Raw genomic sequence first — 20,112 nt, 5'->3', positions numbered from 1 at the left:
CCCAAGCTCGACAAGGACCGGCGCCGAGCAGTGTGGCAATGCACCTCCAGCCGGCACCCAAGCGCGAAAAGATTACGTGCCAGCCACTATTCTGACGTTTCGCCCAGTAACTCCGATTTTCGGCTTTCCAATTGCTGCGCGACTTCGGTGAGGTCAATCTTGGCGTTGATCACCGCGGGAAGAGTTTGTTCTCCTCTTCCTCAACATGGTGCCCGTATAGCGTGCCTCGAGCATCTCGTCCTCGCCTGACTTGATCTCTGCGATCAGGTCCTTCGCTACGCCGTGCTCGACTTTGGCTTCGTCGAGCATGTTGTCGATCTCCTTGCTCTCGCCGCGAAGCGCCGCGTAGAAGATCTCGCCTTCGATCTGCGCGTGGACGGTGAGCTGTCGACAGGTCTCGGCCGCTACGGATTGCTTCTCGGCTTGATCCTTCGCTTCCTGGAATTGCTTGATCAGCTTCTTGACGGCGCGATGGTCGTCGACCAGCAAGGTGAGGGCGGTGCGTTGCGAGCGAGGCTTTCGCATGGTAGACGCTACGGCTCGCAATAATCAGACAACGCCCGACATGTGCCCCGGCAGACGGCGGGCTACAGTGAATGGCGTCTTCCTTCGGCCCGAACCATCTCCAGTGGCGGGTCATTTTTTTTTGAGAGATGCACGGGTTAGTCGCCCGTTCCATGTGCCGAACGGGCGCACAGGATGGGCTTCTCTTGACGCGGGCCATGCAACGAGGGATGAAGACGGTGCATATCACCCGGCTCTTCCTCATATGGGGCCGGTATTCGCGGGCGGCAGACGCGTGACATGTCGGTTGCGTTCGCACTGAGGCGACAAGCCCATCACCGTGGCATGCCCGTTGCGTCAGCGCACAAGCGGCCATCGCCGCATAAGCCACACGAGATTGACGAGGAAAAAAGGATGTTGATTACCAAGATGTTGTGCGCGTCCGCGACTGCGCTGCATGGCTCCCTTCTGGCTGTCCAGTCGACGTCGGGCGATTCAGCCGGTACTTCTGGTGGTACCGCCGGCGGAACCGGGTCTGCTGCCACCAGCGGAAACACCATGGGCGCAACCGGCTCTCCACGCATTCCCAGCACGCCGGGCACCAGACGCGGTGGCGTTAGCGCCACGAATAGCCGCGGTAGCTGTGGCAGTAGCGGCAGGGCCAGTGGTGTGACGGGGCCGGGTGGCGCCACCGGTTCCCGTGATATGAGCGGTACCGGCGGTGCGAGAAGCGGGTCCGGGAAAGACGTCGGGACCGGGCCAGACAGCGGGCTGGGTGGATACGAAGGCGGATCCGGGGCCGGTGCGACCGGTTCCGCGAGCACCGGAAGCAGCATGGGAGGCGGTGCAGCACGGTGAGCCGAACGCGGCCGCCACCACTCGCATCTCCTGACCGTTGTGCCATTGCACGCCATCCGATTGTTACGGTTGTGATGTCCGGCAAGCCGGCGTCCAGGTGCGCATTGAACATCGCATCTGGACGGCCTACAAGCGCGGCAAAAAACGCAGCGTCTGCATGGGAGGTCGTCATGCAAGTAATATCTCTTACCCCAAACATCCAAGACGACCTCGAGGAACTTCACGAAACAAATCGGGCCATTGAACATCTTGAGAGACGGATGCAGGCCCAGGAGCGGCGCATTGCACAACTCAGGCGGGACGGCATTAAATGCCAGAGCGCCGAACAGATCCGTGCCCGGCTACGCGATCGACTGGCGGAGCTGGTTAAGCACCGCGCGCTGATTCTCTATGACATTATCTGTTACGGCGATACCTGTAACGACCCTCCATGACTTCCGCAGCGTGCATGAACCTGGCCTCTGCTTCGGCTGATCCAAAGACGGCGACGCACTGCCAAGGAGCGTCAGCGTGAGAATGGGCAGCAGCCCCCATCCTGTTGCTGCCCCTCGACGCCTTGATCAAGCCGATTAACGATGCCATTCCATCGCTCATGAGGTTTATTCAGTGCACTGAAGTTATCATATCCATACGTGGATAGGGTAATAGAGCCCTGATCACCGCAGTGGCACTTGCAGCAGCCGCTGCCACGCTTCCTAGCGGCGCGAGATCCAGTCCAAGCCAGATGCGAGCGCCGCTACGCGCCTCACGTCGCATCGCCGTGCCGACCTGGACGCACCGAATCTCGAAGACCGCTCTCGTGCTTCCCTTACGTGGCTAAGCCCGGTCCCGGCACGTTAAGCCCGGTGCCCGTCATGGTCTCCACCGCGTTGACGATGGACGCGTTGGCGCCATAGTGAACCATATGCCCGGTGCCCGGGGCAAGGATCAACGTGCTACGCGGGATATCGCCGTGCAGCCTGACACTATGCGCGTCCACATCAACTATTGCGTCTCCGGCGCCAGCGATCAGCGTCACAGGCAACGTTAGCTGGGGATAAAGCCGGTGAAGCCTTTCCACCGCGGGAATCATGAACGTGGAGTCCTCGGAGGCAGCACGGATCTGCCCCGGTCGAAGCATCAATTCCCTAGGGACTGCATCGAGGAACGTCGGCGCCACGGGTGCCGGCCTGAACATCAGCTGCACCGAGCGCTTGAACGCCAGACGCCAGACAAGGGGCACAAGGGTGTTGCACAGCACGTCTCCCAGCAATGGAATCGCCCCGGGCAAGTTCATCAGTACATCGCCTCGGGCTGTCGGGTAGTAATAGCCCGAAAGAAGTACGAGCCCGCTGGCTTCCCCAGTCCCGGCCAGTGCCATCTCCAGCGCGACCAGGGTGCCCCACGAATGGCCAACAACGACAGGGCGCGTGACCCCAAGCCGGGCCAGCGCCTGGCTGATCCAATCAGCCTGGTGCCGCGGGGTCCACAGCCGGGTCCGCGGACGCTCGCTATAGCCGAAGCCGGGCCTGTCGACAGCTATCACGCGATGCCGCCGCGCTAGTGCATCGATGAGCCCACTACCGATAAAATCCTCCACCTGCACGCCATTGCCGTGTAACAACAGCACAGGCGGACCTTTGCCACGCTCGACATAGTGCAGCGCAACGCCGTCGACATTGATAAACCGACCAATGGGGGGATGCGCGCGCTCGGCCGCGCGTGCCTGACGGCGAACGGCAAAGGCGGCCGTAGCCGCAGTGGCTGCCGTGGCTGCCACTGCTGCTACGCCAGCATGGTGCCAACGGTCAGAAGACGATGAAGTTCGGTGGGAATCTGGCATGAAGGTCTCAGCGATGATGAAATTAACCGACAAGCAAACGCCAGCGCTAAACCGGTGCCCGCCGTGCTGTAAGCGGAATGCGCTCCGCAATCTGTGGGCCAGCGCCCCCAGGCGGCTAGTAGCAGCGGGCGAGTTGCGGGATGTAACTCCGGATTGCAACAGAGGCAAAAAATTGGATAATTCGCCAAAGACAAAGGCATAGTGGACTTGAGAGCGGGCCTCCGTATTCCGGTATGGGTCGCGAGTCCATGGGGTGAGTAGTGGACGTCGGTCCAAAAACACGTCTGCGCGTCGGCTACTGCGGCGTGGTTGCCCGCTTTGCGATCGGCGTCGTGGCGGCCATGATGGGCGGAGGGAGCTAAGTTGCTGAGACTGATCGCGAGACTCGGACTGCCGCCTAGCTTCACATCACTCCGGAAAAGCGGCGTGGGGGGCATCTGCTGCGTTGAGAGCCGGCGAACGAGCAAGCCCGTCTGCAGCGGCTGCTCTCATCTTTGGTGTCCGTATCGGAACGCTTTCAGACCTTTCGCCGAGCCGCTTAATCAAGGCATCGCTGGCCGGCGGCTGCAAGATTTCTACGACAGTTTCGATGCCACTGCGCAATCGAAACTGAACGCCGATGGCCTTAGCGGCGCCATCGAAGCTGATCCTGAGCGGCACGGTAGATCTGGCCGGCGTGGACCCCCTCACGGACGCTTTCGTTGCCCGAAGACTTCGAGCTCGGACGTGTCCGACGCCGTGGCCAGCAACACGGGTTCCATCAGAGCGCATGCGCCGAGCTGCGCCTGGCCACGCGCATTGCAAATGTCAACCCCCGTCGTTTCTCTGCCGTTTAAAGACTGTCGCGGATAATCCGATCCAACATGGTGAGCGGATAATTGATGGCAGTTGATGACAACGACGTACCGAAATACCCCAGGGGCGACCTGCGGCGAATGCTTACCGTTTTGGCTGCAATCGACGCCATCACCGATGCGACCTTGGTCAAGGTGGTAGCGCGCACTGGCATCGATAAGAAGACTGTCACCCTGCTAGTTAAGCAAGCGGCGGCGCAGGCTGGGGTTCATATCGAGAAGGAAGGACCGGTCTATCGGCTGCTCGATTGGGGACCGGTCCTCAAGAAGTCTGGCGCGAAAATGGCATTGAGCGGTGTATTAGGAACCGCCTCCGTGACAGCCGCAGCGCAAAAGCAAACGACCTTGGCCACGCGAAGCATTGACGAGCCCTGACGCCGCATGGTCGACGGCAACTCGTCCTTCCTGTCCTGGGCTGGCCTTCCCGCGTTGCGATAGCCGACCGGCGTTCTGGTGGAGCGGCGACGGGCCGAAGCACCCGCCCGTTTAGAGACCTTCCAGCGTCCAGTCCCATAGTCGCCTCTTCGCAACGGATCCAGTGGATCGCTTGGCAAGCGCATTGACGTGCGCCTCGTCAGGCTAGACTAGCGCAGGAAGCCACATGGAGCCGCGATGGACCCGGATGACGTGATACGAGATTTCGAGCGCCTTGCGCTGGACGACACGACAGAATTGGAGGTCGATGACGCGATTGCCGGCTTGGCGGTGCTGTTGGCCGATCCAGCAATCGGGGGGAAGGAACGGGCCTTGTTGACCCAAGTGGGTGCAACACTCTACCGGTTTGGCTTGAACGAACGAGTGCTGGCGGCGCTCAAGAAGCGGGGCGACACACCTCAGTGACCATGCCAATCCAGCGGCCGCCGTGGCTTGCTTTGGCGCTAAAGGACATTGGTGGAATGCTGACGCGCCGACGTCAAGACTCTCGACAACGAGCCCGTGGAGGCTCGTCAGCATCCGCCAAGTCCGCGGAAATGTGCTGGTTGTGAAGGCGGCTGTGCACCGTCTCGCAGCGGATCAACATCTTAGCCGCAGGCGCCGCATCCTCACCGGCCTTGCCGGCTTCCGCGGCGCTCCACAGATAGACTTGCCGGGAGACGATGGCGACGACCACAATGATGACGCCGACGCAGCAGGCCCGGGCCACAAATTGAAGGTATCGTGCCATGGAAATCGCACCGGATAGCAGGAGCTGATGGGTCGCGAGATTACACGAAAGTGTCACAAAACGGTGCTACGCCATTGTGGGATTGACAGCGTCTCCGTTTCGTCATGGCGGAGTCGGAACTGTGCCTTGTGTAACCCAGCACTGGGCCAAATGAGCATGCCCAAGACAATCGCGCCCTACCTAGCGGCCACTCCTGTGCCTGGCCCCACGCGCTCCTCCCGCTGGACAGCGCGCGAACGGCTATGAGGCGGTGTTCCCCGGCGCGCACTGTGTCAGCCGGCAAATGGGTTTCTTGGGTAATTAGGGGGACGGAAGTCGGGCCTACCGTGCCATAGATGCCTCCGCCCACTTCGACTTTGCTCCCGCTTCTGCGCGGGCGCGTCGGCTAATGACTGCAGCACGGACGCGCCGTCCGGACCGCTCGGGGCCTTCCGCCTCCAACATAACGGCTGACAAAAAACATTCAAATGTATTATTTGAAATGAAGTTCGTTCCCGCAATCCCGCACCGCGACGGCGCAACGGGTCAAATCGGCCGCGGTATAGTTTGGATGTGCCAGTACAGGGCTTTCAGACGTCCTAGCGATCGAGGCGAGATTATCGGCTATCGGTCGTCCTCCTTCAGTCCGCGCCGAAGCAAATCAAGGGCGCGGACGGCCATCGCAATCCCATCGTCGACATTGGCTCGTGTGCGAGACATGTGAAGAGACAGGCGATGCAAACGGCTGGATCATCTGATAGCGCGATGGCTTGTAGGGCTTTGCGGCTGGCCAGCTTGGCAATATCCCTGCCCAACATTGCCGAGAGAGCGGGCGAAATCTACCGGCACGCAGAAGAGGCTGAGCACGCCGCCAAGGACCTGTCGACGCAGCCACGGGGCCTCATCCGCCTTTCAGTACCGATGTCCTTTGGCGTGCGCTGGGTTAGCTCTACTTGGCGTGTCCATAAGTCGACCGGTCTTGCGCACATTACTTGCCCGCGGGTTTGGTCGGGTCATAGCGCTCCACCACGTGCGGGTCCGCCGGCGCATCGTTGCGCAACGCTGCCTCAACGGTCTCGACAACCGTTTCCCAGATGCCGGGGCGCTCAAGCACAGGCATTTCCTTTGCCAGGACGTTGCTGAGCTTCCCCTTGTTCTGCTCGATGGAGCGCAACACCCGGTCGGCTTGCTCGTCGGGCATCTCCACGATTTCCTTGAGCGCTAGCCTGGCCTGCGTGTGGCTGCGCAGATATTTCGATTCCTCTCGCATCTGTTCGGTGATCGTGCGCTCGATGATCTTGGAGAGATACACGACGTGGGGAGTCAGATCGAGATGTCGCCACAGCGGCCGAGCGAGCTCATCGCCGTGGAACTCCAGGTTAGACGAGATGCCGTCCGGATATTGCGTTCTCGTGGATGCGAACTGAACGTGGTCGCGAACGAGTCGCATCAGCGGGGCAGACACCTCATCGAGCACTCGAGCGTATGCGCGGCGCTCGCCGGCGTCATCCGTGATGACCGCTGACACCGGGAGGATCACCGGCGCGGGGATGACGCCGTCCCGACGTAGCACATCGTTGATCAGGAATCGATGCACCCGTCCGTTGCCGTCCGCCATGGGGTGGATGTAGACGTAGCCAAACGCGGCCACCGCGCTACGCATCACCGGCGACTGGCCGGCGGTGCGCGCGAGGAACACCCGCAGCCCTTCCATCATGTCGGCGACATCTTCCTGACCAGGTGCGACGTAGTGCACGACTTCGCTGAAGCGGACGGTCTCGCCCACGAACACAGGTGATTGGCGAAAGCCAAAGCGCGTGACCGTCGTGATCTCGCCAAGAATTTCGCGTTGCAGCTCGGCCGTTGCCGCGTCCGTCAGCGGCAGCTCGCCCTCGCCTGTACGCCGACCCATCACATCAGCGAAGCGCTGGATGCGCGTGGTGCGATCGCCCTCGCCCTCAATGACGAAGCTGCTCTTGCTCTCGCGCAACGTAATCCAGGCCGCGGCGCGCATGAGCAACTCCTCGCCGAACTCGTCCGTCAGGCCCGCATAGAGAGCGGCGACATCGCGTGCCGCCGCAATCAGATAGGCATCGGTCTTCGCGAGCGTGGGGCAGAAGTAGCGGGTGCCAGGCATGTTGTCGTTTACGCGCCAGCGGGCAATCTTCTGAGTCGCGTCTGCCGACGCCGTCACCTGCTTGTCGTCGTCAAGTGCGTCGACGTAGTTGCCGCCCAAGCGTTGGGGAACCTCGAGTCCGGCACCGGTGAGCCATTCATAAAGGAAGGCGGCCCGTCGGGCGTATTGGCCGGTAGGCTCTCGAGCGACCCATTCCTGGACAAACTCTCCGCCCGCCCGCGCGAAGAGCCGTGCTAGGAATTCCAGTTGCGGGACCTCATGGCGCAGATGGAACTGCAAGTTCGCCGCCGGCGTCTCGTCGGGGCGCATCTGCTCGGTGTAGGTCTCCAGACGAAAACCATCCTCGGCCTCGGTCGTGCGGCGGGTGCCGATGCGGCTACTCACGGGCAGTGTCGCCATCTGCGGCAGATCGAAATGCCTGATGAGCCAGGCCGCGCCGATCGGGTTGTCGAAGGGTTGTGGCATGCTCTTCCGTATGTCAGCGGCCCGCGACGGATCGATTAAGAGACGGGCTCATGATGGGGTGGACGATTACGACTGCGTGAAATCGATTATAAACTGGCGCATCGGTACAAAATCAATTATCAAATGTGCGCTTTACGGCTTATCGTGGATTTCGGGTGGCTCCGGACGGTAGATGTGGCGTTTTTGCCTCGTTTGGAACCCGCTGTCCAATATTTTGAACAGTTTTGGACCTCGCTGTGCTACGCGGCGGCGACCATGCGGACGATGCCGGCAAACGTACTTTCCGCCTCCGTGGCACCAGACATCATTTCCAGCGCGGCCCCGGTATTCACGGCGCCGCTCTTGATTGACTCGCCCGCGACGTAATTGCGGATGGCAGACTCGCCAGTCAGCGCTGACTCGTCCAGCTCCGCGGGCATCGTCAGCGCGCCGTCGACGGGCAAGACCGCGTGTCGGACCATCAAACGGTCTCCCGGACGGACTTCAGCGACATCGACCTGCCGCCATTGCACCGCCTCGAGCCGATTGGCGCGCCTGGGAGCGTGGCTTAGCTGCGCCGTCATCTCCCGCCGGGCGCGAGATCGGGCGTAGTTCTGCAAGGCACGACCGGTCGCCAGCATCAGCGATACGACAGTGGAATCCGGAAGGCTGCGGCGATAACGCGCCGAAAATCATCCTTGCGGGCAGCGGCATGGCGACGGGCGGACGTGGGGTGCACCATCTTGCCACCTTCAGCAGGGACCCGCGCTGCACCATTCTACTACGCCCTATCCTCTTTCCAGTGCCAATGCCGCGCTGGATGACCTGCACGCTGGCACGACTGCCCGGGGCGGCCGTGCTTCGCATCTGGAGGCTTTCATTTGGCGCTGCACGGACGGCCTTGAACAATCGCGAGCGTCCGCTGCTAGGCCCTCGTTGGCGGATCGCCGAGCATCAGCGCTTCGCTATGCGGGTAGCGTGGCATGATGGTGTTGCGGCCAGCCCCTTTTGCCTGATACAGGCCCAAGTCCGCCTTGCACAGCAACTGTTCGGCGGATTCGCCCGGAGATCGCTTGCCGTCGAGCGTGGCCGTGGCCGGCGCATAACAGGCGCTTGCGACCCCGATGTCGCTCGGGCCAGAATGGCGGCGACTTCAATGATATCTGCCGATGGCCTCGAGAAGTTTGAGCCCTTTCCCCGTCACGCGTATTTCACGTTCCGCCAGTTCGAGACGGACCAGTTGGCGCTCTACGAGCGCGTCGACGTCAGCGGGATCCAGTTCCTCATGGGCGTTCGCATCGTTCAGAACCAGCAAGGCCGCAATTTCGCGTGGACTCAGCATCGCCCGTCTCCGGCATGGTCGTTGTTCTCGTGCTTTTTCTTTTGCGGCGCACTGCCACGGGTTCTGTTCAGCTTCTGGTCAATCGGTGTGCCGGCAGGTCCAAGACACTATATAAGTTGACGCCCCATGGGCGTAGATGGATCCACCAGTTATTGCGTTTCGTCAAACTGGTGCTGGTACGGTGTGCCCAAAACGCCGGATGGAAGATGCCAGCCGTCCATATCCAACATTGCGCAACGCGAGCAGCTTGCCAGACCGGGCTCCCCGGCGCGATAACGTGCGTCGCGCAATCCGATGCGCTGCAGGGACGCTGCATCAGCCTGCGCCGAAGAGCGCGCCCGGATACGTTGTGGTGCTGCACGTCGAATTCCGTGCCGAGCCGCCCCTTGGCGGCCACGCGGCTGCGCGGGGTGGTCTCAGTGTCCGCGTCTGCCGCCCCGGTAGCGGCACGCCGGTGGGCGCTGCCGAGCCGCGTGGTCACACTGGCGCTGAGTATGTGATCGGCCCCGCGAGAAACGGGACGAACATGCCGACCGTCGGATCCGGCTTACGCTCCAAGTCCGGGCGGATAGCTGGCGCAGTGCCGCCGTTTCCTGCGCTATTCGGGGACCAATAATGCGTGCCTGCCGGGCAAGTCCGCGCGCAGCGCGTCGGGCGGTCTTATGGGGCGCCAGGGACAGCACCGTGCAGATTTGCCGATGCGGCGAGTCTCGAACAATTCATGCGGTGTGACAAGAACCCTGTCCCACCGTACGCAGAAACAGGTACACGCTCTAACGCGTCCGCCACGTATCAGATATGGCCGGGCAAGCACTATGCTGCGCTGCTGTTCAACTGAGGCTCCCCGTCCTAGGTACGGCGAATAAATTGTCGTCTCCTTTCGCCGGTAACTCGAGGAATGCTACGACAAGATCCCCGGAATCGAGCACGGCGACACCTTCGGCGTGGGCATGCGCCACAAGTACCGCAACTCTTGCGACATCAGTTGCAAGCTAAGCGGGCGAGAGACTGTGCGAACTCGCAACAAACTACCAAAGTCTACAAAGGAAAGGCTGTGACGACTTTGCAGTCGCCGGAGTTCTTCACTTCAAACACAAGACGTACCCGCGTTGTCGACTTGCCGCTCACGCCAGTTCCAACCTGCTCGCTCACTCGGGTACCTTCCGCCTGTGACATCACGACAAAGAATTTTTCTTTGTTCGGGCGTTATGTTCAATCTCGAAACAAGCAACCGCCCGATTACGCCAAGCTCAAATGTCGTTTAAACTGCAAGTTCTAACAAGGGTGTCATCTTGTGAAGTCTGAAAAAAATCTGTTTTCGATTGATATAAATATTCTGATTTTTTAACAAAAAATACAAAAATATGCCGTCTTTTGATCGCTGGATAAGCCCATGGCCGCGCACTTGGCCATTCGCCGTTTTTAAAAGGCACCACACCGAGTTGAATGATATTTATTGGGCCGGTGCAGTGTCAATGTACTCGTCCACTCATCATTTTCGAAAAGGCGGGTTCACGAATACTCAAAAGGTTGCTGCCGCGGTTCCACTACCGGCGAAGCAAGCGAAGCGGATGGATTTTTCGATTTCTCAATGGGAGTCACACATTGGCGATTTTCACAATTGGACGCGACTCGCGTCACTCATGTCAGTGTCGTCATATTTTGAAACATACCTAAGCTCTGTATCACAGTTGGCATTGCTTTCTAATCCTGCCGTACTTCTCAGGAGTTCCAAAGCGGTAGATGGCATTGCGCTTTTGAAGACCCTGCCGGAGAAGCACACGCGGGAGCATATTGGCACAGTGAAGACGCATGTCGTCGGCCTAACAAAAGGCGATTGGTCAAAACGGCTTGACAACTATGGTCGGTATTTCGGAGCGGTTCCGAGCCCTTTGTCCTCCGCAGTTGGAGCACTTAACGATATGCGACGCCTTCGTAATGGTGTTGGTCACACCTTTGGTAGACTGATCCCAGACTACGAAGATCCCCTTACATTCGCGCCAAAGAACTTCCAGCGACTTTCGGAGACGCGGTTGCAGACGTGGCTAGGCATTGTTGAAAAATGTGCAGTCGCTATCGATGATGACCTTCGTTGCAATCATATCGGGGCTTTTGAAGCGCTATGGAAGTATCATCAGTGGGATAAACGAATTGTCGGCCATAGGACGGAGGCACAGATGCTTCGTGAGAAATTTCCTGACGGACAGGGTGCGCCAGCATCGAAGAAATATTTCGAACAACTAATTCGATTTTACAAACATATATAGTAAATTGGGATTTGAATTTTTCATCGCCCGCTCGTGATGAAGTGCGCTATAGCGGGTACCCGGTATGGTTTCCAGGGACTCAGGGGTCTCAATCCGGTCGGTGCGCATATCGCCGCGACCTCTGATTTGAGCCGGGCGTCCGCTCCTAGACGAATCCCGGCCACCCCTCTTCCGACCTTGAAAAACTCCACGCTCTGCGCGGCGTTGACCGCCCGCTCGAGCCACGACGGCATCCCGCCCTGCCCGTCCCAGGTCTGCCCTTCCGCGCTGCGATAGCGGAGCACCGACGATGGGGGGCTCGGGCGGCGACGCGAAGCACCCCGCCGCGTCCAGGTCTTTCAGGGTCAGCCCATAGTCGTCCATTTGTGCCTGGATCCAGCGGATCGCGTCCGCGCGCTCAGTTCGTGCTGTCATCGCTGCCGTCACGGCTGTCGTTCCCATCGTCCTGATTGCCAGGCCGCGCCGGCGCCCCCTGCTCGTCGTCCCGCTCTTCCCACTGACCTTTGCCCTGGTCTTCCGGCGCGGTCGCCGGTGGACTGCCGGCCTTGCGCCGCCTTCCACTACCGCCTCCCCCCTGGCGTTCGCGCGGTGCGACGCGCAAGGTGGCCAGCAACTGGCGCGCGAGCGCCGCTTCCGCTTCGGCCCACTCGGCCCGGCGCTGCGCCGCGGCGAGTTCCGCCTGCACGGCGTCGAGTTCGCCCGCCGCCTTGCGCTGCGCCTGTTCGGTGGCCGCAAGCCGATCGGCTAGCGCCGCAGTCTGCGCTTCCAGCTTCGCGCGCCTCGCCGCGGGCCGCCGCCAGTTCGCCGCGCAGGTCGTCGGCTGTGCGCTCGCTTTTCCGGCGCGCGGTGCGCTCGGCGTCCAGCTCGCGCAGGCTGCGCCGCTCGCTGGCTTCGGCGCGTTCCTGCGCGAGCGTTACCGCCTCGCGCGCCCGCTCAAGCTTCGTCGAGAATTGGGTGCGCAGCGCGTCCAGCTGCCGTCGGCCCGCCCCCAGTTCCGTCCGTCCAGCCTCGATCCGGGCCTGCGTCGCGGCGTGCGCCTGCCACTCCTCGGCCAGGTCCGCCTGCACGGTGTCGCGGGCCTGCCGCGCTTCCGCCAGCTGGGCCGAAACTGCCGCAGCGTCCTCATGCGCGGCGGCCGTCTCCGCGCGCGCCGCATCCCGCTCGGCGTCCGCTTCGCTCGCGGCGTGCCGGGCTTCCGCGCGTAGCGTCGCCACCTCGGAGTGCGGGCCAAAACGGGGGCTGACTAAGAGGGACGTCTCCCCGTTAGGTCTCACTTTGTTTTTGCTGCAGTTTACCGGGGTAGCCGCCCCCTCCCAGCCATGCGGGTTTCCGGGCCGTTACCTGCGCGACAGACGCCTGCATGTTCCCAGGCATCATAATGTGTCTGGCGAACTGGCGCCGTCACCGATGCCGATGTTCGACTGAGCCTCATTGAGTCCGCCTGGGACGAGCTGGTGCGGATTGCGGCGTCCGTGCAAAGCGGGCAATGCACCGCAGTCCAGGCACTCTCGCGCTTTGGGGTGGCGGCGCGCGGACAGCCAGTCTATGAGGCCGGCATGCATCTCGGACGGTTGTTTCGTACGATCTTCCTGATCGACTATTTCACGAATACCGCATTTCGCCATGAGATGCAGCACGTGTTGAACCGCGGTGAAGCGGTTCACATTCTCCAGCGTGCGATCCATTCCGGCAAGATACCAATCGAGCTGGCGCGCCATGACGCGTCGCTGGCGGCATTGTCATCGTCCTTGACCTTGCTATCCAATTCAGTAATGGCTTGGAATACGATGCACATGCAACGCAGCTGGGACGTCCTCGAGAGAATCAGCAGCGAGACGACTCGATCTGAGGACCTTCGGCATATTGGTCTGACCCATCTCGAGGGGATCAATCTGCGGGGCACTTTTGAGTTTCCCATCGCGCGCTATGTGCATCGGCTCATGCCCACCGCGGCGTTCCAGGACTCATCTTCGCAGTGGCGCACGGCGTAACCGCTTTTGCTTTGAAAGCGGCTCAGAGAGTTGTACCAAAGAACTGATACCTCTGGATGCGCAATAGTCACACCGGCGACATGCATCCCCTGACCGCCGAGCGCTTGGCGTCATCCGCTCGTCGGCTCCGACTCGGCTGACCGCCCCTCCCTACCGCCACGCCCATGCTACAGATCGGTATCTGTGGATGCGGAAAACGGACCAGTCAGCAAGTGATTGATTTTATGGGGATATCTTCCGGGCATCTGCCGGAAACCCGCATGAATGCTTGGGGTAGCTATCCCGGTAAATTGCATCGAAAACAAAGGGATACCGGGTCGGTGCCCCACTCCGGCACGCCGTTAGACTTGTTCATATCGCTTCGTCCAGGGCTTCGAGCGCAGCCTGTACGCCATGCGGTGGGTTGCCCCAAGCCTCCTGAGCGCACTCCGGAGTTTCGAACCCTTGTTGTGCAGCTCCCATTTGGCACGCGGGCCGGCTAACGTCAGCTCGATGCCGCCATCACCCCGCGGTCCCATCCAGATCCACAGCCGGTCCGTCAGGCTCTCGATCACGGCTGCAATTGAACTTGGTCGCGCGCGCTCCCGTCTCGCCACTATGACTGCCGTCGATGAATACCGAGCGGGCTGGGTTCTCAAGAAGTACTTCGAATGGAAGCGGCTATCCGATGAGGGCGGCGAGCAAGCGCGAATAGCGGCATTAAAAATGGCCCGCCTCAGCGGGCGGCGTTAGTTCGCATAGCCAGCAATCAGTTGAGAGAGATCATGTGGGCTGAAGCTAACTGTTTTGCCGGTGTAGTAATTTGCTCGCTCAAATTGCTTCTTGCCGACTGCAGTCGGACTTTCCGCAATAGCGAGCACAAAGCCGTCCTTCTTGCTCATTCGATACTGCATGTGTATGACCTCAGCCTCCAGAAGTCGCGCGACACTAGTTGCCGCAATGACTATTAGAGGCGTTGCGCTATCAATCACGTGGTCGGCAACGAGTCCACCGGCAATCGGCAATTCGACATCGCTGTGATAAGGCAACTCCAGGTCGTTTGCAGTCTTTACAATGACTTCAGATACGCGGTCTTTGAAATCACTGGCTTGGCGATCTGCGCGCGAGGATGCCAAGGCAAACAGCTGTTGAGCGGCTTCGGCGACGCGGAAAATGTAGGGCGCAATCAATCGCTCGTCCGTGACTTTAGCGCGAAGCACCTCATCGGAAGAAAATCGGACGGGACTATGATTTGGAAGATCAAGCGCCCATCGATTCACAACTTCTGACTCAATGTCGCCGCCGGAGAGGCCGGCATAGAAGGCCGCCTCACCGTTTTCATCAATGTCCATCGACCCGTCATCGCGGACGCGAACACGGACGACGATACGATCGCCCGTACCAGCATATTCCAACGGCGTGACTATGCGCTGCACTCCTCCTTCGTCGGAGTGCACATCGAATAGCGAGCAGATGGCGCGCTTGAGGCTGGTCACTTGTTCCATAGGCTGTTTGCTCCACCTAATGTGATGCCGCAAGCACTGCAGGCGGCTCCCAATAGCTGTGCGCGATCTGATTCTATACCAGGGTCCAGTAGCCGGTGAGACTTGATAGCCAGCTCTGGTGCGCCGGGTAGCCCACGGTTCGTATAGTCCGATTCCGTGTTGCATGGGACTTTGCAGTGCAGCCCCTTATGGCTCGGATGGTAGTGGAATTCGAAGAGCGGAGAGAGGGCCCCAGTTCGCAAGCTGCAAAATAGATGCCCATAAAACGAGCGATCCTGCAGCGTTTCCCCATCGCGCCAATAGAAGACAGCAGAGTGCGTGTCTGATAGCTGAATAAGCTCTGTGGAGAACACCCGCGGTCCACCAAGCTTATGAAGCGGCTTGGGCAGCTTCCCACGCTTTAGTGGCTTGAAGTTGGGTGTCTCCGTAAGATGCTTCGGTGCCGCCTTATGGCCGGCAAGGTCTCGTGGCTTCATTCCATCTGCTTAAGCAACAGCGCATTCAGCCTGGGCATGGCAACATGCAATGTGTGTTGTGCCTCAATAGCGCCAATTCGGCCCAGAGGGCCGCTGGATGCTCCGCCTGCTATCGCGAGGGAGGCTGGAGCTGTGCAGTCGGCTGAGGCTTCGCGGTGCTGCAGCCGCGCTGGTAGGCCGTCATCTGAAGCTGGTAGGCCCGGTCGTTCGCGCTCTTCATGGCGCTGTCCTTCTCGATCACGTTGCCGATGCCGAAGTCGCCCAGGAATGAGAGAACCGAGCGCCCGTCAAACTCGCTCTCCTTGTCGACATGCTGGATGAAACCCTGGACCTTGGCTTGCTCGAGCTCGATTTCGCGGCAGCTCATCGTCTGCTTCTCGAAATCCGTCAGATTGCCTTGGCGGCCGTAGTTTTTGGTGGCGCACCCTTGAAGTGCCAGCAGGCAGAGGCCTGTGACAAGCGTTGTCTTGCGCATAGTTACTTTCCCCTCGAATCGATCTTGTTCTTTGTGCCGGATCCCGGCTCTTATTGTGGGCAGAATAGCGCGCCCAGTGGCCGAAATTAGCACGCCAGAAGCTATGACGAAATCCCCGATCGGGAGGGAAATCAATTGGCAGCCATTTTACCCATCCCTACCGCTCCCCTAATGAGACCTCGTAGCAAGCCAAGGGGTGATCGTCCTTGAGCTATAGATTGATAGGGTGACCGGTCCAAGCCGCACGCAGCAGGCTTCCGAGCCCCTTCTATCGACGATGTCGACTCTTTCGCAAGTCATTGACTTACAAAAAATTTGGGGTGCGACCGTATCCAATTGCAGCAAAAGCACAATCCCCCTTGTAGCGCTCGGACGGCATCAGTGCTCAACGTCGAAGCGAGACTGGCCACCTGCCACACGAAGCACGTTGCCCTCTGGCGTCATCTGCCGCGGAAGGTCGTGGAATCTCGGCCTGCCCGGCCTTGCCGTTACGGCCGGCCGTAACGTGGATACCGCCGCGACTCGACGCACCCGGCTGATTGCAGGAGAAGCCACACGACTTTTCTTCGGCTTGTGGGCCGATGGCTTCGGGGGTTTCGCGGCAGCACTGCGCGCTTCCGGCGGGTTCCAGACTTCTATGTAGCGCTCGACGGCAAACGCCGAGGTTGCCAGTACCATCGTTACCAGGCCGACAAGTAGATTCTTGGCCAATTCCCTCTCCGCGTTGTGTGGTCGCGACCGAAGCGAGTCCCGCTTTTGGCTGCCGCGTATTCTCGCACACCGGCCCTGGGCCCAACGCGGGGGGCAGCCAAACGCGACCGTCTGTTGGTGTCCGACCGGAGACAGGCCGTTCCACCAAGGCTGTCCCGGTGCGCGCGGTGGGAGCGGGCTGTGGCCGCGACATGGGCGGCAGGATGGACGCCGGCCGGCGATCCGAGCCTCCCACCAAGCGTGCGTCCGACGACGACGGCCTTCGTCGAAGCGTGCCCTTCCGCCCAGCCCGTACGGAAGATCGGCGCCACCCCGCGTCGCGGGCCCTCCGACGATCCGAACGCCAGATAGGCGCTGCGCGGCTGGCGAATGGGGTGCGCGTCCATGCGGCGGGCCCGCTTATTTCTGACGGCTCGTGGCCACGCAATCGGCAATAGACATATGGGGGGGAAGGTCAAAACTCGGAGCGGCTTGTTTACGCATTAGTGCAAGCCGCTCTTCAATGCTGACCGCTGCTGCAACGTAACGGTCCGACCAGTACCGTATTGACAGGTGACAACATGGCCATCCGAACGGTCTTGGCCGGCAAGCGCGATGTGATTGCGTGGACGGTGATTGAGGGGAACGGTCCGACGCATAAAGCCTGATAGCTTGCAGACTTGAGCGTTGAGCAGTCTCGCGTAACGCCGTGATGTGATAGCGTATTGATGTGACGGCTTTTGCTGTCTAGTCTTGATCAAACTAGGTGATTCCTCTATGAGTCTTACAGCCGTTCAGTCCGCACATCTCGAGAAGGTGCCCCTGGCGCATCGAGCCGATATGTCGCGCTTCTTGGAAGAAGGTGTCGAGGTGGTAGTTTATAGGCAGAGCGAGGCCAGTGACGACGTGCCACCATATGCCATCGCAGTTGCTGGGACAGACTTTTGGATCGAGTGCTGCAAGACGCGAACGTCAGGAGTGGCGTTGGCCCATAAGCTTGGTCTCAAGGTTCTTGAGGTTAAGTCGAGCACTACTGTTGGATAGTTTTCGGGCAGCTCAGCGAGCGTGTCATCGAGATGAATGTCGTGGTCCGTCTGCGCATTCAGCGTAACCTCCCAGACAGCATCGTCCTTGACGGCGCCAGACCATCCGATCTTGACGTAGGAGTGAGTCAGGCAGCCGGCGCGTCGAGTGGCGCCAGCTCGGCTGCAATGGCCCAGGGCAGCAGTTCGTCGATGCGGTTGATTGGGTGACCGGCGATGCGACCCAGCACGTGGCGGAGGTACGCCTCTGGGTTGAGGTCATTGAGCCTGGCTGTGCCGATGAGCGTGTACATCGCCGCGGCCCGTTCTCCGCCACTGTCCGCACCAGCGAAGAGATAGTTCTTGCGACCTAAAGCGACTGCGCGCAGCGCGCGCTCGGCGCTGTTGTTGTCGATTTCCAGTCGCCCATCCTCAGCGTAGCGTGTGAACGCCTGCCAGCGCTTGAGCGTATAGAGGATGGCGGCCGTGATATCGGATTTGCGCGAGAGCTTGGCCGCCGTATCTTCCAGCCAAGCCTTAAGCGCCGCCAGTCGCGGCACGGCCTCGCGTTGCCGGATCTCCCGACGCAGGTCTGGTGGCTGTCCACGGATCTCCCGCTCGATGTCATAGAGCTCGCCGATTCGTGTCAGCGCCTGGTCGGTGATGGCATTAGGCCGTACCACATGTAGCTCGTGGAACTTGCGCCTGGCGTGCGCCCAGCAAGCGGCCTCTTGCACCCGCCCAGTCTCATAGACCCCATTGAAGCCGGCGTACGCATCGGCCTGCAGCGTTCCAGAGAAGGACCGCAGATGGCGCTGCGGGTGTTCGCCCTTTCGGTCCGGCGAGTAGGCGAACCAGACTGCCGGCGGTGCAGTATCGGCCGCCGGCCGGTCGTCACGAACATAGGTCCACAGCCGTGCGATCTTCGTCTTTCCGTTGCCCGGCGCCAGCACCGGGATCGGCGTATCGTCGCCATGCATTTTGATGCCACGCATCACGTAGTTGTGCACGGCCTCCACAAGCGGACTGAGCAATGCCGAACAGCCGCCGACCCAGTCGCCCAGCGTGGACTCCGGTAACTCGATGCCTTCGCGTTCCCAGCGCGCGCACTGGCGATACAGGGGCTGGTGATCACAGAACTTTGACACCAGCACATTGGCCAGCAGTCCCGGGCCTGGAATGCCACGGTCGATGGGCCGGCTGGGTGCGGGGGCCTGTACGATGCGATCACAGCCGGTACAGGCGAGCTTTACGCGCCGGTGCCGGATGACACGTAGCCGTGCGGGCACCAGTTCCAGTTGCTCCGAGACGTCTTCGCCAAGTACCGTGAAGGAGCTGCCACATGCGCAGCACGTGGTCTCGGCTGGGGTGTGCACCACGTCTTCGCGCTCGAGGTGCGCGGGTAGCGGATTGCGCCCACCGTTGGTACCAGTGCTGCGCACTCGTGGCGCACGTAGCGCCGCCACGCCCTCGTCGGTCTGCAGTTCCTCGAGCTTAAGTTCGAGCTGCTCGATCTGCCGGTCCAGTTTCTCGGACCTGCGTCCATACTGCTGACGCTTGAGCTTGGCGATCAGTAGCTTAAGGTGCTCGATCTCAATGGCGCGATCGCTGAGCTGCCCTTCCAGAGTGGTGACCCGCAGTCGCTCGGCGGTGAGGGCCGCATCCCGTGCGACGATCATCGCCTTCAGGGTGGCGAGGTCATCGGGAAGTGATGAGGGATCATTGAGCATGCCGGCCAGTGTAGAACTCGGCGCTTCGGTTTACAAGGCCAGCGTCGGCCGCCAGGTGCGTTCAGGCTTGCGCCAGTCGATGCCCTCGAGCAGCATCGATAGCTGTGCCGGTGTCAGGTGAACCTTGCCGCTGTCGGCCTGCGGCCAGACGAAGCGGCCGCGCTCCAGGCGCTTGGCCAGCAGGCACAACCCATCGCCGCTCCACCACAGGACCTTGAGCAGATCGCCGCGCCTGCCCCGGAAGACGAAGACGTGCCCATTGTATGGGTCATCGGTCAAGGTGGCTTGCGCCTTGGCCAGCAAGCCGTTAAAGCCGCAGCGCATGTCGGTAACGCCAGCGGCCAGCCACACGCGCGTTCCTGCAGGCAGGCCGATCATGGGATCAGCGGCGCCATCAGCGCAGTCAGTATGGCAACGTCCACGGGGCCAGCCAGGCGGATTGTGCCTCGCTTGAGCACGATCTCGACGGTGCCTTCGTGCTGCAGTATCCGGGCGCCCGTGGCAGTCTCAGAGACAATGTCCTGCACAGTTACAGGCACCATGGCTGCCGGTGACATCTGATCTGCGCTCAGCACCGAGCGGCGCCACTTGAAGACCTGGTTCGTATTGAGACCGTTGGCTAAGGCAATGGCGGATACCGAAGCGCCGGACGCATTGCACTGGGCGACGATATCGCGCTTGAAGGATTCAGTGAACCGGCGTCGCCGCTGGATGTGACCCTCCGGGCCGGGGCTGGGCAGTGGCTTCATAGGTGTGCGCCTAGATTAAGCGGACATCTGCGCTATCCGCGAAGACACCTGAGCTTGCCTACATTGCCTCAGTTCGGAAAGACGGTATTCACCGGGCCGTTACGCTGCAACTGCTTCAGAGCA

The 20,112-nt window shown here is 60.8% G+C and carries 14 protein-coding genes and 5 pseudogenes; 7 read left to right on the top strand and 12 right to left on the bottom strand.

All coding sequences use genetic code 11. The features are described from left to right. Positions 1 to 153: 153 nt before the first annotated feature. Entirely contained in the window at positions 154 to 525 is a 372-nt protein-coding gene (locus tag AC3FKH_RS27345) for a hemerythrin domain-containing protein (RefSeq protein ID WP_488678848.1), read from the bottom strand. A 1,007-nt stretch (positions 526 to 1,532) separates the two neighbouring features. Between AC3FKH_RS27345 and AC3FKH_RS27340 the strand changes: the two genes are divergently transcribed. Further along, entirely contained in the window at positions 1,533 to 1,796 is a 264-nt protein-coding gene (locus tag AC3FKH_RS27340; protein ID WP_488678847.1) for a hypothetical protein, read from the top strand. 374 nt (positions 1,797 to 2,170) lie between these two features. Here AC3FKH_RS27340 and AC3FKH_RS27335 read toward each other — a convergent pair whose 3' ends face one another. Continuing rightward, the gene (locus AC3FKH_RS27335) at positions 2,171 to 3,184 is read right to left on the bottom strand and encodes an alpha/beta fold hydrolase (RefSeq protein WP_488678846.1); all 1,014 of its coding nucleotides are present in this window, start codon (positions 3,182 to 3,184) and stop codon (positions 2,171 to 2,173) included. Between the two features lie 881 nt (positions 3,185 to 4,065). On the opposite strand from AC3FKH_RS27335, the gene AC3FKH_RS27330 reads away from it, so the two are divergent. The 3 genes and pseudogenes from AC3FKH_RS27330 to AC3FKH_RS27320 form a co-directional block, all read left to right on the top strand. Continuing rightward, complete coding sequence (locus tag AC3FKH_RS27330) at positions 4,066 to 4,413, top strand: hypothetical protein (RefSeq protein ID WP_488678844.1); 348 nt, start codon at positions 4,066 to 4,068, stop codon at positions 4,411 to 4,413. 237 nt (positions 4,414 to 4,650) lie between these two features. Further along, positions 4,651 to 4,878: a hypothetical protein gene (locus AC3FKH_RS27325; RefSeq protein ID WP_488678842.1), complete on the top strand. Its 228-nt coding sequence runs from the start codon at positions 4,651 to 4,653 to the stop codon at positions 4,876 to 4,878. A gap of 1,120 nt (positions 4,879 to 5,998) precedes the next feature. Further along, positions 5,999 to 6,130, top strand: a pseudogene (locus tag AC3FKH_RS27320) (LysR family transcriptional regulator); the annotation flags it as partial. A 40-nt stretch (positions 6,131 to 6,170) separates the two neighbouring features. Here the strand turns inward: AC3FKH_RS27320 and AC3FKH_RS27315 are convergent. Beyond that, on the bottom strand, positions 6,171 to 7,784 hold the full coding sequence (locus AC3FKH_RS27315) for a Fic family protein (protein ID WP_488678841.1): 1,614 nt from the start codon (positions 7,782 to 7,784) through the stop codon (positions 6,171 to 6,173). Positions 7,785 to 8,023: 239 nt separating this feature from the next. After that, positions 8,024 to 8,347, bottom strand: coding sequence for a P-type ATPase actuator domain-containing protein (locus AC3FKH_RS27310; RefSeq protein WP_488678926.1), 324 nt, complete (start codon positions 8,345 to 8,347; stop codon positions 8,024 to 8,026). A 95-nt stretch (positions 8,348 to 8,442) separates the two neighbouring features. Here AC3FKH_RS27310 and AC3FKH_RS27305 point away from each other — a divergent pair. Beyond that, positions 8,443 to 8,547, top strand: a pseudogene (locus tag AC3FKH_RS27305) (hypothetical protein); the annotation flags it as partial. A gap of 369 nt (positions 8,548 to 8,916) precedes the next feature. Here AC3FKH_RS27305 and AC3FKH_RS27300 read toward each other — a convergent pair. Continuing rightward, positions 8,917 to 9,105, bottom strand: coding sequence for a hypothetical protein (locus AC3FKH_RS27300; RefSeq protein ID WP_488678840.1), 189 nt, complete (start codon positions 9,103 to 9,105; stop codon positions 8,917 to 8,919). Between the two features lie 1,475 nt (positions 9,106 to 10,580). Between AC3FKH_RS27300 and AC3FKH_RS27295 the strand changes: the two genes are divergently transcribed. Continuing rightward, positions 10,581 to 11,372, top strand: a complete 792-nt coding sequence (locus AC3FKH_RS27295) for a hypothetical protein (RefSeq protein WP_488678839.1) — start codon at positions 10,581 to 10,583, stop codon at positions 11,370 to 11,372. A gap of 170 nt (positions 11,373 to 11,542) precedes the next feature. On the opposite strand, the pseudogene AC3FKH_RS27290 reads toward AC3FKH_RS27295, so the two are convergent. Together AC3FKH_RS27290 and AC3FKH_RS27285 are read right to left on the bottom strand one after the other, a co-directional pair. After that, positions 11,543 to 11,786, bottom strand: a pseudogene (locus AC3FKH_RS27290) (H-NS histone family protein); the annotation flags it as partial. Continuing rightward, positions 11,770 to 12,592: pseudogene (locus AC3FKH_RS27285) on the bottom strand (DNA-binding protein); the annotation flags it as partial. The pseudogenes AC3FKH_RS27285 and AC3FKH_RS27290, both read right to left, overlap by 17 nt. A gap of 118 nt (positions 12,593 to 12,710) precedes the next feature. Here AC3FKH_RS27285 and AC3FKH_RS27280 point away from each other — a divergent pair. Beyond that, a pseudogene (locus AC3FKH_RS27280) lies at positions 12,711 to 13,363 on the top strand (Tn3 family transposase); the annotation flags it as partial. Between the two features lie 728 nt (positions 13,364 to 14,091). On the opposite strand, the gene AC3FKH_RS27275 reads toward AC3FKH_RS27280, so the two are convergent. The 5 genes from AC3FKH_RS27275 to tnpA all read right to left on the bottom strand — a co-directional run bounded on the left by AC3FKH_RS27275 (position 14,092) and on the right by tnpA (position 19,989). Further along, entirely contained in the window at positions 14,092 to 14,847 is a 756-nt protein-coding gene (locus AC3FKH_RS27275; protein WP_488678838.1) for a hypothetical protein, read from the bottom strand. A gap of 585 nt (positions 14,848 to 15,432) precedes the next feature. Then, positions 15,433 to 15,798 carry a hypothetical protein gene (locus tag AC3FKH_RS27270; RefSeq protein WP_488678837.1) on the bottom strand — a complete coding sequence of 122 codons (366 nt, stop codon included), beginning with the start codon at positions 15,796 to 15,798 and terminating at the stop codon, positions 15,433 to 15,435. 1,861 nt (positions 15,799 to 17,659) lie between these two features. Next, positions 17,660 to 19,240, bottom strand: coding sequence for an IS66 family transposase (tnpC, locus tag AC3FKH_RS27265; RefSeq protein WP_488678836.1), 1,581 nt, complete (start codon positions 19,238 to 19,240; stop codon positions 17,660 to 17,662). Between the two features lie 30 nt (positions 19,241 to 19,270). Beyond that, complete coding sequence (gene tnpB, locus AC3FKH_RS27260; protein ID WP_488678835.1) at positions 19,271 to 19,618, bottom strand: IS66 family insertion sequence element accessory protein TnpB; 348 nt, start codon at positions 19,616 to 19,618, stop codon at positions 19,271 to 19,273. Continuing rightward, positions 19,615 to 19,989, bottom strand: a complete 375-nt coding sequence (gene tnpA / locus AC3FKH_RS27255; protein ID WP_488678834.1) for an IS66-like element accessory protein TnpA — start codon at positions 19,987 to 19,989, stop codon at positions 19,615 to 19,617. The genes tnpB and tnpA overlap by 4 nt, the downstream gene beginning before the upstream one ends. Positions 19,990 to 20,112: the final 123 nt, after the last annotated feature.

The sequence above is a fragment of the Cupriavidus sp. 21MJTG02-4 genome (assembly GCF_057798975.1).
Note: the sequence above shows the minus strand (reverse complement) of the source record. Positions and strands in the feature narration are given on the sequence as shown.

Coding starts and splice junctions, on each gene's coding strand:
- AC3FKH_RS27345 (WP_488678848.1), bottom strand. CDS start 525: ATGCGAAAGCCTCGCTCGCAACGCACCGCCCTCACCTTGCTGGTCGAC.
- AC3FKH_RS27340 (WP_488678847.1), top strand. CDS start 1,533: ATGCAAGTAATATCTCTTACCCCAAACATCCAAGACGACCTCGAGGAA.
- AC3FKH_RS27335 (WP_488678846.1), bottom strand. CDS start 3,184: ATGCCAGATTCCCACCGAACTTCATCGTCTTCTGACCGTTGGCACCAT.
- AC3FKH_RS27330 (WP_488678844.1), top strand. CDS start 4,066: ATGGCAGTTGATGACAACGACGTACCGAAATACCCCAGGGGCGACCTG.
- AC3FKH_RS27325 (WP_488678842.1), top strand. CDS start 4,651: ATGGACCCGGATGACGTGATACGAGATTTCGAGCGCCTTGCGCTGGAC.
- AC3FKH_RS27315 (WP_488678841.1), bottom strand. CDS start 7,784: ATGCCACAACCCTTCGACAACCCGATCGGCGCGGCCTGGCTCATCAGG.
- AC3FKH_RS27310 (WP_488678926.1), bottom strand. CDS start 8,347: ATGACGGCGCAGCTAAGCCACGCTCCCAGGCGCGCCAATCGGCTCGAG.
- AC3FKH_RS27300 (WP_488678840.1), bottom strand. CDS start 9,105: ATGCTGAGTCCACGCGAAATTGCGGCCTTGCTGGTTCTGAACGATGCG.
- AC3FKH_RS27295 (WP_488678839.1), top strand. CDS start 10,581: ATGTACTCGTCCACTCATCATTTTCGAAAAGGCGGGTTCACGAATACT.
- AC3FKH_RS27275 (WP_488678838.1), bottom strand. CDS start 14,847: ATGGAACAAGTGACCAGCCTCAAGCGCGCCATCTGCTCGCTATTCGAT.
- AC3FKH_RS27270 (WP_488678837.1), bottom strand. CDS start 15,798: ATGCGCAAGACAACGCTTGTCACAGGCCTCTGCCTGCTGGCACTTCAA.
- tnpC (WP_488678836.1), bottom strand. CDS start 19,240: ATGCTCAATGATCCCTCATCACTTCCCGATGACCTCGCCACCCTGAAG.
- tnpB (WP_488678835.1), bottom strand. CDS start 19,618: ATGATCGGCCTGCCTGCAGGAACGCGCGTGTGGCTGGCCGCTGGCGTT.
- tnpA (WP_488678834.1), bottom strand. CDS start 19,989: ATGAAGCCACTGCCCAGCCCCGGCCCGGAGGGTCACATCCAGCGGCGA.